The sequence below is a fragment of the Syntrophomonas sp. genome, from assembly GCF_028707975.1.
Taxonomy (GTDB): Bacteria; Bacillota; Syntrophomonadia; order Syntrophomonadales; family Syntrophomonadaceae; genus Syntrophomonas.
On record NZ_JAQVZX010000051.1, the window covers coordinates 1 to 13,575 of the forward strand.

At 45.9% G+C, this 13,575-nt stretch carries 10 protein-coding genes and 1 pseudogene; 1 reads left to right on the top strand and 10 read right to left on the bottom strand.

Annotated features, from left to right (window positions below):
• The 9 genes from steA to PHP87_RS07760 all read right to left on the bottom strand — a co-directional run.
• Nucleotides 1-446 (bottom strand): putative cytokinetic ring protein SteA (gene steA / locus PHP87_RS07720; protein WP_299920137.1); only part of this gene is annotated, 446 nt, incomplete at its 3' end.
• Between the two features lie 215 nt (nt 447-661).
• Nucleotides 662-1,468, bottom strand: coding sequence for a sporulation transcription factor Spo0A (gene spo0A / locus PHP87_RS07725; protein WP_299920138.1), 807 nt, complete (start codon nt 1,466-1,468; stop codon nt 662-664).
• Nucleotides 1,469-1,634: 166 nt separating this feature from the next.
• Entirely contained in the window at nt 1,635-2,966 is a 1,332-nt protein-coding gene (gene spoIVB / locus PHP87_RS07730) for a SpoIVB peptidase (RefSeq protein ID WP_299920139.1), read from the bottom strand.
• A gap of 641 nt (nt 2,967-3,607) precedes the next feature.
• Nucleotides 3,608-5,311, bottom strand: a complete 1,704-nt coding sequence (gene recN / locus PHP87_RS07735; protein WP_299920140.1) for a DNA repair protein RecN — start codon at nt 5,309-5,311, stop codon at nt 3,608-3,610.
• Between the two features lie 348 nt (nt 5,312-5,659).
• The gene (gene argR / locus PHP87_RS07740) at nt 5,660-6,121 is read right to left on the bottom strand and encodes an arginine repressor (RefSeq protein WP_299920142.1); all 462 of its coding nucleotides are present in this window, start codon (nt 6,119-6,121) and stop codon (nt 5,660-5,662) included.
• Between the two features lie 58 nt (nt 6,122-6,179).
• Nucleotides 6,180-6,986, bottom strand: a complete 807-nt coding sequence (locus PHP87_RS07745; RefSeq protein ID WP_299920143.1) for an NAD(+)/NADH kinase — start codon at nt 6,984-6,986, stop codon at nt 6,180-6,182.
• Nucleotides 6,983-7,795 carry a TlyA family RNA methyltransferase gene (locus tag PHP87_RS07750; protein ID WP_299920144.1) on the bottom strand — a complete coding sequence of 271 codons (813 nt, stop codon included), beginning with the start codon at nt 7,793-7,795 and terminating at the stop codon, nt 6,983-6,985. The genes PHP87_RS07745 and PHP87_RS07750 overlap by 4 nt, the downstream gene beginning before the upstream one ends.
• A complete protein-coding gene (gene dxs / locus PHP87_RS07755) occupies nt 7,782-9,698 on the bottom strand; it encodes a 1-deoxy-D-xylulose-5-phosphate synthase (RefSeq protein ID WP_299920145.1) in 1,917 nt (638 codons plus the stop codon). Before dxs ends, PHP87_RS07750 begins: the two co-directional genes overlap by 14 nt.
• Nucleotides 9,699-9,703: 5 nt before the next feature.
• Nucleotides 9,704-10,273: a hypothetical protein gene (locus PHP87_RS07760; protein WP_299920147.1), complete on the bottom strand. Its 570-nt coding sequence runs from the start codon at nt 10,271-10,273 to the stop codon at nt 9,704-9,706.
• A 939-nt stretch (nt 10,274-11,212) separates the two neighbouring features.
• Between PHP87_RS07760 and PHP87_RS07765 the strand changes: the two genes are divergently transcribed.
• The gene (locus PHP87_RS07765) at nt 11,213-12,622 is read left to right on the top strand and encodes a hypothetical protein (RefSeq protein ID WP_299920146.1); all 1,410 of its coding nucleotides are present in this window, start codon (nt 11,213-11,215) and stop codon (nt 12,620-12,622) included.
• A 132-nt stretch (nt 12,623-12,754) separates the two neighbouring features.
• Here the strand turns inward: PHP87_RS07765 and PHP87_RS07770 are convergent.
• Nucleotides 12,755-13,575 (bottom strand): annotated as a pseudogene (locus tag PHP87_RS07770) (thioredoxin domain-containing protein); the annotation flags it as partial.

A 13,575-nucleotide genomic window follows, 5' to 3' on the forward strand; every position in this document is an offset into this window, starting at 1 on the left:
TCCTTTTCTTTCTTGGCATATTCCATGGTGTTATCGACAAAATGATCCAGCTCCAGCTGGATGTTCTGGTGAGCTTCTTTGAGCTTCAGCCTTACATCTTCCAGGCTCAGTTCTTTTCCTTCGGCAACTACGGTTTTTCCCCAAAATACCTGGTTTCCCCTGACCTCTATAAGAACACCTTCGCGGAGCTGGGAAAAAATATTCTCCCCCACCTCATCTAATACCGGTATGCCCGCTTTCAAAATCTTGTAGACTCCTTTGGCCGGGTAACGCCCCGTAATGGAAGCCTGGGTATTAATAATAGCCTGCGGCCGGGCATCGATGAGGGAATTAGCGGCCACTTCATCTATATCATCGTGGTCGATAATAGCAATATCGCTCTTTTTTAGTCGTGTCACCAGGTTTTTGGTACGCCGGTCCATCCGGGCCCGTCCTTTGGCTAACATTTTTCACCTCAGGTTTAACCCAGGCCAATAGGCCTGTAAAATAGGGTTTTTAGTTCTCCAGCAAAGGATTCCTCCGAAAACTATATTATCATATAGTGTAATTAATTAAAAATCCCCCTCCAGACTAAGAAGAGGACGAAAAGCAGCACCCCAAAGAAAATGCCTCTCATTTAGTATTACATAAATGAGAGGCATTGCTTTCAGGCAGCTTTCCCTTAGCTTACTTTATTTTCCAGCCGCAAGCGATCAGCAATTATGGCAATAAACTCTGAATTGGTCGGTTTCCCTTTCTCTCCACTTACCGTGTAGCCAAAGAACTTGTTTATTTTATCCAAATCGCCACGATCCCAGGCCAGCTCTATGGCATGGCGAATAGCTCTTTCCACCCGGCTGGGAGTAGTGTCATACTTTTGGGCAATAGTAGGATATAATTCTTTGGTAACTGCCCCCAGATAATTGATTTCCGCAACCACCAGCATAATAGCATCGCGCAAATACTGATAACCTTTTACATGGGCAGGCACTCCGATTTCGTGAATTACTTTGGTTACCTCGATTTCCATATCTTTGCCTGCTCCCGGCCTACTGCTAACTACGGAGGTTCCCGCACTCCTATTCTCGACTCGGGGCTGTACATCACGGACCACCTGTTTAACCCGATCGCCTAAAACCTGTAAGTTGAAAGGCTTCAATATGTAATAATCTGCTCCCAGTTGAACAGCCTTCTGAGTTATGTTCTCCTGGCCAAAAGCAGTCAATATAACTATTCGGGGGCGTGGTTCAATATTCAATTCATTGATTTTCTCCAAAACTCCGATGCCATCCATATAGGGCATTATGAGATCCAGAATTAATACTTCAATCGGGGTTTTTTCAATAATCTCCAGAACCTCCGTACCATTGTTACAGATACCCACTATTTCAAAATCGGAATCGTTATTGAAATAGTCTCTGAGTATTCCGCAAAATTCACGATTATCATCGGCGATAAGAATCTTTATCCGATTTGCTTCATTAAACATACAGATTAATTCCTCCTCATCTTTTAATGTCTATTGTCTAATGCTTTTCGACCATGCTCCGTTAACTTCCTGCTTTTTTTTTCCACAAAATTAATGCATAATCCAGCAGATGCTACCATAATGAAACACTAATTATTAATATAAAGCTCTAATATGCTATGATTTTCTAAGCATCCCGGAAATTTGTCGAAACCTTGGACCAGGGGCTAAGACTGGCAGGAATTTCCGAAAGCATATTATCCATGAAAATGCCGTAACCTCGGGTAGGATCATTGAGAAAGACATGCGTGATGGCCCCAATTATCTTACCATTCTGAATAATCGGACTCCCGCTCATCCCCTGTATAATCCCTCCCGTAAGATTTAATAGCCGTTGGTCCACAACTCTTACTATCATACTTTTCCCATCCTGGCGTTCCGGGAAAACCTTCTCAACCACTACATCAAAGGCTTCAATATCATCACCATTGACGACTGTTAATATCTGGGCCTGACCTTCATTAACCTGGTGGGCATAAGCTACTTCCATAGTATAGAGAGCCAGCGGATTAGTAATCTCATCTCCGGTTTTTCCAAAAATACCGGAATAGCTGTTTTTTATAATTTTTCCTTCAATCTCTCCCTCGCCATTGAAAACACCTATCTTTTCTCCCGGCTGTCCTGGTTTACCCGGCTTTATCCCTTGAATGGAAGCACTGACAATTTTACCCTGCAAAACATCAATCTGCTGTTTGGTATCAGCATCAATGATCACATGTCCCAGAGCTGCAAAGATTTTACTATCCGGTTCCCAAAAAGTCAGAGTACCGACACCAACTACCCCATCCCGCACATAGAGGCCAATCCGGCAGCGGTTGGTTTCCGGGCAGTAAGTACTGCTAACCGTTATGGAAAGCTTCTTGCTGCCTCGTTTAATGCCGAGAAGCACACTCTTTTTTTCGTCAATTATCCTGGCTAACTCGCTTTCGCTGTGCAAAGGCTGACCATCAACCTGGTAAATAATATCCCCGATTTCCACCCCCTGATCCCGAGCCGGGTAGGCTTTCTTTCCCTCACTGTCGCTTACCGGTGCATAGCCTACGACCATTATGCCTTTGGACTGCAGTATGACGCCGATGGAATGCCCACCAGCAACTACTCGTTTGGTGGGCAGGGTTTCGACCGCCATGGATTTCAAAGGTATGTAACCCAAGAGTTTTAATTTGACGTTCACCTTTCCCGGTTTTAAAGCTAAAATTTCGTAACCCGATGAGTTCGAGCTTATGGTTACCGGGGGCTCCTGGGGTGCAGCAAAGACGCTTCGCGACGGGCTTATAACCTGCATCTGAATTTTATCTTTGATTTTTTCCGGTAGCGGCAGGGAGATGCTACTGGATTCACCCACCACTAATCTTTGGTATTGAGGAAGGCTTAACAGGCTTTGGGCCTGTGGGGTAATGCAAAGGGCGATAAGCAGCAACGATAATACTATTCCCAGCCAGGGGCGAATTCTCTGCAAAATCTGTATCCTCCCGCTCCAATTAATATCAAATATTTTTCCCCTGGTTGCGGGTGAATATACGCGAAGCAAAGAATTGCCATTAATGACTTGGAAACTCTAATAAGAAAGATAATGTGGTAAAAGAAAAGTAAGGAGTGAGGGGTGAGGGTTAATATACTAGGATATCTCATCATTCAAAGACAGAATCGGATTCACTTTTCATCAGTGCTTGTATCCTAAGACATGAAAGGCTGGCTAATTTTACTGTTTTTCTATTAATTTGGCGTATAATTGGATTAGCTATGCAGGATGCCTCCTACTCCTGGCAATCCCAGGAGAGGGGAAATGCTTATCCGTATAATTGAATTGCTTATGTTGTTGTCACTGGTAGTTGTCATAATTGGCGTAACCAGAAAATAAAGCTAATACATAATGTATTAGCTAAATCATAATAACTTTTACGGTTCTCAGTTCCCGCTGGGAACCTCTATTTATGATTATAACATAAAATCAAAAAATAATACTTGCTGTTGTTTTCCTTTGAATTTTCATTCGTCTATTCTTTGACTTTATTTGACCATTGTTGTATAATATCATTGTAGAAATATAATAATAATGTGCAAAAGGAGGATGAGTTTCGGCCTCGGGATGTGGAGTTCTCACTCTCTTTTCACCGCTGCTTGGGTCAGATCTCTCCGGGTGAGCATTTCGCGGGCATGCTCCAGGGCCAATGGGGAGAAATCCTCTCCCTCCAGCATACGGGCAATCTCTTCTACCCGAGCCTCAGTCGCCAATTCCCTCACCGTAGTACGGGTGCAGTCTTCACTGCTGGATTTTTCAATCTGGAAATGCTGGCGAGCCAGACTGGCTATTTGGGGGGAATGGGTTACCAGAATAAGCTGATGCTCCAGGGATAATTCATATAGTTTGTAGGCCATGGCTACCAGTGCTGTTCCGCCAACCCCTACATCAATTTCATCAAAAATCAGGGTGGGAATCATATAAATCCCAGCCAGAGCCTTTTTCAAGGCCAGGATAAAACGAGACCTTTCACCCCCCGAAGCAATCCGGGATAAGGGATGCATCTCCTCTCCGGGATTGGGAGAAAACAAGAAGTCCACCCGATCCATGCCCTTAATGCCTGGAGTTTCCCGGGCCTCTAGCTTGACGGCAAATTTCACCTGGGGCATGTTAAGCTCTCGCAATTCTATATCAACACTGTCCTGCAGCCTTTGCGCGGCACTTTGCCGCAATTGGCTCAGTTGAGCCGCCAAATGATTATATCTTAGCTTTAATTCAACTATGGATTCTTCCAGCTTTTCCTGCCTTTCTCCCGTGTTTTCAATATATTCCAATTCCAGCTGAGTCTTTTCCAGATAGGCCAGGATTTCATCAATACTCTGACCATATTTGCCTTTAAGGCGTTGTAACTGGTATAAGCGTTCTTCGCTTTCCTCCAATAAGCCTGGTTCAAAATCCAACGACTCCCGAAATGACGACAGCTGAGAAGCAATATCCTGCAAGGAATAATAGATCTCTTCCAGCGGCGATTGTAAGCGGGATAAAAATTCATCGTCTTTCAGGCGGCCCAGGCTCTCCAGGCTTGCCGCAATCAGGTCCAGGGCACTTTCACCGCCGTGCTGGCGGTGGTAGAGCAATTCCAGTATCCTCCCGGTTCCTTCCTCCAGAGCTTGAGCATTCTTTATTCTTTTATTAAGGGCCAGAAGTTCCTCTTCTTCTCCGCTGCGCAAACCAGCCTTTTCTATCTCATTTATTTGGTAAGTCATAAAGTCAATCTTTTGCAGACGGTCCTTTTCACTATTCCTATAGTCGTCAAGTTGGCGTTCTTTTTCTCTTATCTCTAGAAAGAGGCTTTCAATCTTTGGGCCTATCTCTTCGCCTTGCTGGACAAAGCTGTCAATAAATTGCAGATAGTTCGCCGGATTCAAAAATCCGCTGTTTTCATCCTGCAGGTGCATATCTACCAGTTGCCGGGCCAGGCTTTTGAGGAAGCCGACATTTACATTACGCCCATTTATACGCGCCAAACTACGCCCGCTGGTAGCGATTTCACGGCTCACGACGATGCAATCCTCTTCTTCCTCCAACAATCCGTTTTCCAGCAGAACAGAATGGGCTGCACTATTGTTCTCCACTACAAATACTGCTTCAACTATGGCCTTTTTCTGGCTGTCCCGCAGGAGATCGTTTCTTACCCGTTCGCCCAGAACCAGGCCCAGGGCGTCAATTATTATCGATTTACCCGCCCCGGTCTCGCCGGTAAGTACATTCAAGCCCTGCTCAAAAGAAAGCCGTAGCTCATCGATAAGTACGAAGTTTTTTATATATATCTCTTGCAGCATTTGATCCCCTTCATTCAAAATCAAAAGTTGTCATGCAAAAGTTCATACTTGATTCTACTGCAAAAAGTTATTAATATTCATTGGCTTGTATAAATATACCGCTCGCAGTCTTCGCATGGGCAACACCTGCGGCTTGTCTCGCGGCTCAAGGGGTACCGCGCTAATCTCCCATCCTGGTCAGAAGCGCTCTCGCGACGTCCTGTCGCTCGCCCCCTTTCGCCGCTCGCCTTCGCCGGGTGTTGCATCCCATGCTTCGCCAACGCTCGCTTTGTATATTTATGCAACCCTTATACAACAAAAGGGGTTTTTGCAGTTGAGCCATACTTCTATTTCATAAATCAAGCACAGCTAGCGGTTGCTTTTCAACATAAGCTGCTCGAACTCTTCCACAATACCGGGAGCAGCCTCTTTAGGCTTGACCACTGCCAAAATGGTATCATCACCCGCAACTGTACCTATAATGGTGGGCCATTCAGCGGAATCAATAAGAGAAGCTACCGCATGGGCAGAACCAGGTAGAGTTTTAATGACAATCAGGTTTTCACTATAATCAAGTCCCAGCACCGAATCTTGAATAACCCTCTTCATTCGCTCATATGATCCCTTTACCCCCGGGGTTTCCGGCAGGGCATAATGATAACCGTCTTTATCCGCTACTTTGATTAACTTGAGTTCCTTGATATCCCGGGATACAGTAGCCTGGGTAATATCAAAACCCTGGTTATTGAGAGTTTCGCACAATTCTTCCTGGGTAGCTATTTCTTTATTACTGATAATGTCAATTATGCAAAGCTGCCGGCGCAGTTTCATCTTCGCCCTCCTTCAATTATCCTTGCCTCTTTTGCTCCTTATGCTCAATGAACCAAGCTCACTGGCGCTGTAAACTCCTGTCAATAGAAGTAAAGAAAGGCTTGGCTTTTAGATTAACCATTAACAACGGGTGAGGGGCTCGTTTTATCAAAACCCGGTTTTCAGGTCCAAAATCCATCTTTATCTGGCCATCTATTCCAATAACTGCTTCCCGCTCTTCGAGAAGACGAAGGCTTATTTCCCGTTGGGGAGATACTACCAGTGGTCGCTTGTTTATTATGTGGGAAGCCACCGGGGTAACAATGAAGGCATCCAGCAGTGGATCCGCAACCGGTCCTCCAGCGGAAAGGGAGTAAGCCGTAGAACCAGTAGTAGTAGACACGATTAAGCCGTCTCCCCGATAAGGTTCCAGGCTTTGTCCCGATATTTCCATTTCAAAGCTCAGCATCCGGGGACTATCGGAACGCAATAGCAGTTCATTAAGACAAAAAACCCGGGTCAAAAGTGATTGTTTTTGAAAAACCGCTACTTCGAGCATCATCCTCGGTTCCAGAGAATATTCCTCTCGTAAGATAAGCGGCAAATACTCCGTCAATTCGTTAATTTCAATATTACTTAAGAAACCAACGGTGCCCATATTCACACCTAAAACCGGGACAGCCCTTTGTCCATAACGCCGGGCCGCCCGCAACATGGTACCATCGCCACCCAGAACTATAATAAAATCCACAGTTTCCGCAAAGGGCTCATCCAGGCCGTTGTCAATAATTACCTCAACCTGGAGAGAGGCAAGCCGCCCCGCTATCTCCTGAGCCTTTTTTTCCGTGTTTTCCTTAAAACGATTGTTTACTAAAATAATCTTCACTTTTTGCCTCCCAGTTTTTGCTGAGCCTCTTCCACTACTTTCCCGACCACTTCCCCAATTCGTTCACAAGGCTTAGCTTCTTTTTTCAACTGGATAAAGTATTCGATATTCCCCTTGGGACCGGTTATAGGGGAAAAGCTAACCGCAGTACAGTATAGATTCTCCTGCTGAGCAGAATTAATGCAATTAAGTAAAACCTCACGGTGAACTGCCGGGTCACGAACCACACCATGTTTACCCACCTTGTCTCGGCCCGCCTCAAACTGGGGTTTGATTAAAGAAACAATAGCCCCATCCTCTTTAAGCAATTCCTTGATAACTGGAAAAACCAGGGTCGTGGAAATGAAAGAAACATCCATGGTAATTATGTCTACTGCTTCCCCTAATTCTTCCCGCGAAAAATAGCGTATATTTCTTCGTTCCAGGTTCTTAACCCGGGGATCGTTGCGTAATTTCCAGTCCAATTGTCCATAGCCCACATCAAGGGCGAATACCTTTATCGCCCCGTGCTGCAGGGCACAATCGGTATAGCCGCCGGTAGAGGCCCCTATATCCAAAACCACCCGCTGGGAAAAATCAAGTCGAAAGTCCTCTATGGCCTTTTCCAGCTTAAAGCCGCCCCGACTGACATAACGGGCTAGACGGCTTGCCAGCTCAATTTTGGCTTCTTCATCTACTGCAGTTCCAGGTTTATCTACCATCTGCCCGTTCACCTTAACTTCCCCGGCCAAAATCATGGCCCGGGCTTTTTCCCGGCTGGGGGCCAATGCCTTGTCGTGCAGCAAGCTATCCAGTCTAATTCTGGCCAAACTTCAGCAACTCCCACCTGGCTCCGGAGCTAAAGAGCTCCGGCCATTTGCTAGCGATACTCTCAACGATGGAATCGGGATTCATATTCAGCTGCTCGAAAAGGAGCTCTACCCTTCCATGCTCTACAAATTCATCGGGTATAGCTATATTCAGAAATTCGGCATTGATTCCTTCTTCCACCAACATCTCTCCTATGGCACTGCCAAAGCCCCCGGCCCGGCAATTATCTTCTATAGTGACCAGGCGGTGATGTTTCCGGGCGGCTCCGGCTATAACCCGGTGATCCAGAGGCTTTACAAATCTAGCGTCAACCAACAGCGGGTTGACCCCTTTGCCAGCCAGGATATCAACCACATCCCGAGCAATGGATACTCCTCTGCCTACCGCAATAATGGCCAGATCCTGGCCTTCTAAAATTAACCGTGACTGTCCCGGCTCCAGCAACTGGCGTTCGGATCTAATTCTAACCCCTTCCCCCACCCCCCGGGGATACCGGACCGCAACCGGCCCTCCAATACAGAAGGCGCTGTGAAGCATGTCCAGAAGCTCGTTCTCATCAGCCGGAGCCATTATGGTAAGATTGGGGATATGTCTTAAATAAGAAAAATCAAAAGCCCCATGATGGGTAGGGCCGTCTTCCCCAACCATGCCAGCCCGGTCAATGGCGAATACTACGGGCAGCTTTTGCAGGGCTACATCATGAACTATCTGGTCATAAGCCCTTTGCAAAAAGGTCGAATACGCCGCTACTACTGGCCTTAATCCCGCGGAAGCCATACCAGCAGCCAGAGTGACTGCATGTTGTTCACAAATCCCTACATCAAAAAATCGCTCCGGGAACTGGCGGGAAAACTCAGATAGCCCTGTGCCGCTGGTCATAGCAGCAGATATTGCCACCAGTTTATTATCCCAACGACCCCGGTTAAGCATAAAATCACCAAAAATCTCGGTATAAGTCTTTAAGCTTTTCTTCAACTGGGTACCGGTATCAATGTCAAAAGGCCCCACACCGTGAAAGATGTCCGGTTTTTGTAAAGCCGGTTCATAGCCTTTGCCTTTTTGCGTTATAGTATGAAGAAGGATCGGCCCCTTCATCCTTTTAACATTGTTCAGCACCGCTTTCAATTCTGCCAGATCATGACCGTTTACCGGTCCGATATAGGTAAAACCCAGTTCTTCAAATATTATTCCGGGAACCATCAGGTATTTTACCGTGTCCTTAAACTTTCCCGCGGCCCGGGCCAGATTCGGGCCAATTCCCGGAATACGGTTTAAAACACTTTCTATCTCTTCTTTGGTTCGGGAATAGGAAGGATCGGTGCGGAGACGATTAAGATAAGCCGACATGGCACCAACATTTTTAGAAATGGACATTTCATTATCGTTTAGTACCACAATCAGGTCAGAATCCTCCTGACCCGCATGATTTAAAGCCTCAAAGGCCATTCCTGCAGTAAGAGCCCCGTCACCAATTACCGCTACAACTGAATTGCTCTGGCCCTGAAGGTCACGAGCCAGGGCCATTCCCAGAGCAGCCGAAATGGAAGTGCTGCTATGACCTGTATTGAAAGCATCGTGTTCCGATTCTTCCGTCTTGGGGAAGCCGCTTATTCCTCCATACTGGCGCAAGCTGCTCATCTGCTCGCGGCGACCGGTGAGTATCTTATGTACATAGGCCTGGTGACCTACATCCCATATTATTTTGTCTTCAGGACTATCAAAAACCGTGTGCAGAGCCAGGCTCAGTTCAACCACGCCCAGGTTTGAGGCCAGGTGGCCGCCACATTTGGCCACACTTTTTACCAGCAACTGCCTGATTTCATTGGCCAGTTGCGTCATCTCCGGAAGGCTTAGTTTTTTAAGGTCGCGAGGTGAATTAATCGTATTTAGAATCTCATCCATAAGCTTCACCTTCTATTCTTAAACAGTTCCATTCCACTCATCTTTTCCCACCAGGCCAAAATTATTGCCACTCTAAAGATAATATTATTGGCCTGATTTACCGCCAGTCTCTTGCCCACCGCTTTGCCCCCAACCGTCAAGGCTGCAATAAGGCTAGTCATCAGTGCTCCGGCTAGAATTATATCCAAAAATACCAGTTCATTTACCAGGCTGATTACAATTCCAGCGCCTATGGCGCCACTCAAGGTGCCAGCAACATCCCCAATTACATCGTTGCAGAAATTGGCTACCAGATGAGCATTTCCCACCAGCTTGACCGCCTGTTTGGCCCCAAATATTTTTTTTGCCGCCCGGGCGTTAAAGGGCGGCATCTGGGCAGCGGTAGCTGCTGTTCCAATTATATCAAAAAATATTCCCAAGAAAATAACTATTAACAAGAGAATAAGAGCAACAATCACATTATTAACTGCTCTCACCAGAGCTTCAGAACCCAAACTAACCAAAAGAGCAATAAAAAACGTAAAAAAGGCTACTAACAGTCCTGATATCAGGTTATCCTTTTTTATATAGCCCATCAATACGCTGTATCCTCCAGGAAAAATTCTGGCAAAAGGTTGTCTGTCGAGTAAACGCTGCGACATAGGTCCAGCAGGTTTTCCCAGCAGGTCACCCGAATGTCGCCATAGGGGCGGTTTCCCTTTACGCCTGCTCCATAGCGTTGCCGCTTATGGGGCTGGATTACCACTTAGTACACACTTTAATCCCCGACAAACCATGTTCCGCAACACAACAGTCTAGGAGTTTTCCTCAACAACCCACATCAATTCTAGCCTCTTTTGCAGCAACCGGTTTCAGAACAGATAAAAATATCCTGGCCGGGACATTCCCATCCACTACAGTTCATCCGCCGCCGCCACTCAAGGCAGGCTACACTGCACCCAGCTTTAACCGGAATGCAGGTTTTCCCTTCACTGGTCATACCGTTGAAGAGCCTCCACGAATACAGGGGTCATGCCCGCATGCCGTTGCGGATTGCCCCTGCACTCTTAACTCCCAGCACCGACCCCTGACTGGGCGTCACAAGCCGGCACCAGAAGCTTCATCGATGTGCCCTTTACGGATTTTTAGGCCCGTCTTCGAAATTGTATAGGGTTGACTAGAATACTGCAACCTTTTGCCAGTTTTCTTTCAGCTTATTATTATATCAAAAGAATCACACTTCTGCCAGTTAAAAGCGATTCCGGCAGAGCTGAAGCATAATATTTTTCATTGACAAGCAATCATGAATTTTATGCCTATTTAAAAGAATCTCATGAGTAAGCTGCTCTCTGTTTCCGAAGTACAACAAGCAGCTTCATGTTGTTCCTGGCGTGACTTACAGGACCTTTCTGCCAGGATAAATGACCCCGTAAAATAGGAAATATAGCTGATATTGGAATCCGTCCATTTCATTTAGTATAAAAGTAGCATAGTAATGCCTGGCATCTTTAGCAAAATGTGAGGTGAATAAGCATATGAAAGCAAAACTGGAAAGAAGCGCGATAGCTAATAATATACCAGTTGAACTCGAACATAGCCTGGAAACAATAATCCATTTTGGGGGGATATCCCGCAATTCAGCCGAACAGCTTAAACAGGGCTTAGATAGCTTTGGCCATTTGCAGCAACAGTATGCCAACGATAGCAAGATTCGGAAAGTAAGGGAGCAGGTTACCCCAGTGTTTTTTGAGCTATATGCAGCAGTGTTGAAGAGAGTTGCCGCAGAAGGCTATTCTGATCCGCTGTTGAAGATGTTTCTTTGCTTTGGCTATCTGGATGAAAGGCTTTTGCTGCCTGAGCAAATCAACAGTCTTTACCAGTTGGCCGAAAGTATTGATTTTGGAAGAAAGGATGCTGTTTACACCGCTGATAACTGGTTGGTAAGCATTTATAAGCAGGATAAGGAGCCTTCGGTAAATGAATTCGGCTATGACTATAACGAAGTTTTCCGCGAAAAGAAAAAACGGGGAGAACTGAGGGATACGGATAAGCCACAATATGATAATGATGCCAGCGGCAAACTGCAACATGAAATAGAAAACCTGTTTAAGCTTGGTCAACGGATATGTCATGGCTCCAGTGCCAGTTATTTCCCCGTGCTTTATTCGGGTATTTTGCCAAGAGATTTAACAAAATATCTGCTTACTCCCCAAAAAATTAGGGAAAGTGTGGAAAAACTTTTGCAGGTTGATTATTCAGTTTTTCACCGGGAAATAGTGTACCACCGCCCGGAGATTGGCATAAACAAGCATATCATTATGAAGCCGGTCTGGCCTGACTATATCCTACTGCCAACAGTAGGTTCCCGTGGAATAATGTGGCAGGAATTGACCGGACGGGTGAGGAACTCGGCCGCGCGATTTGTCTTGCCTCTTTTCTGCAACGACAACCTGGATACTATGCTGCTGGAGGTAATCTCTCATTTCCGTTGGGAATTGTCGCGCAGCACTTCCAGTATTGTCAGAACCAGCAATGTGTCAGACTCACTGGTAGGAGAATATAGCGATTACATTCAGTTTTATAAAAAGAACCGGAATCTTACTGAAGAGGCCAAAGAAAAACTCCGGCTACAGATTGAAAAGCACCGCAACAATACCCGGGAAATATTCGCAAGCGATTATAAAACCTGGATAAATTTCGAAGCCCGGGGCTTGCTGCGTCTCAATAAAGTAGCCCGGCAAATTCTCTTTCAACATTGCCCCTTTTCCCTCTCCATCAGGGAAAGCCTGGAGAAGCATCCTCTCTATAACAGCCAGATTTCTCGTATGAACAATCTCCGCAATCGTGAAATCAAGATTCTTACGGCCAATTACGCGCGGCTAACTAAGAACGGAGCTCCCCTGGATCCGGATTTAGAGCAAAATCTCTTGTATTATCAGGGGTAAATTAGAGTAACCATAAAACCAGCAACACTTCTTTGCCAGCATTTTTAAACGGAAATTAAGCATCGGAAGAAACTGCGGAGCAGTTTCAACACAGCACTACAACGAGGCGGGGGATTAGAATATCTCCGCTTATTAAATATATCCTGATTCCAGCAGCTCATCCATTCCTACCAATGGCTCCCGGCAGGTAAAATTCTCGCATATATAGGCAGTAGGCTTGCCCTCTATACCAGGCATGTGCTGCAAATAGGGAGCTCTGGAACCCAGTATTTCACTAGTTTTCGATTCATTTAAAATTATCAATCTATGGGGATCATAACGAGAATTAAGCAACTTTAACATTTCCGAAGTTGCCTGGTTTTCCGACTCAGCTGCCACTACAACCTCACTTCCCGGATATATCTGGAAGATGGCCGCCAGCAACCAGAAAGAATGGGCAGTTGGATACTCCTGAATCTCTGCTGCAAAGTAATCCATAGCCTGTTGCGCTTTTTCCTGCCAACTCAGGTCGGAACTTAAGCGGGCCAGACGCATGAAATTAAGAACAGCTACAGCATTGTACGAGGGCATGGCTCCATCATAGCCTTCCTTGGGACGGGCCAATAGTTGCTCCGCATCCAAACCATAAAAGAAAAAGCCTCCCTCTTTTTCATCCCCAAAATATTTATTTAGATCTTCGCTGAGTTCAAGGGCCAGAGCCAGGTAATGACTATCAAAACCAGCCTCATAGAGTTCAATCAAACCCCAGATAAAATATGCATAATCAACTGCATAAGCCAGGTATTCAGATTCTCCTTCCCGGTAGCGAGCGAGAAGCCGGCCATCCGGCCGGCGCAAATTCTCTTTTACAAAATCAGCTGCCTGGCGGGCTGCCTGCAGATAGCTTTCATCCCCCAGGACGCGGGCTCCCATAGCTAAAGCGGCTATCATCAAACCATTCCAGCCAGTCAATA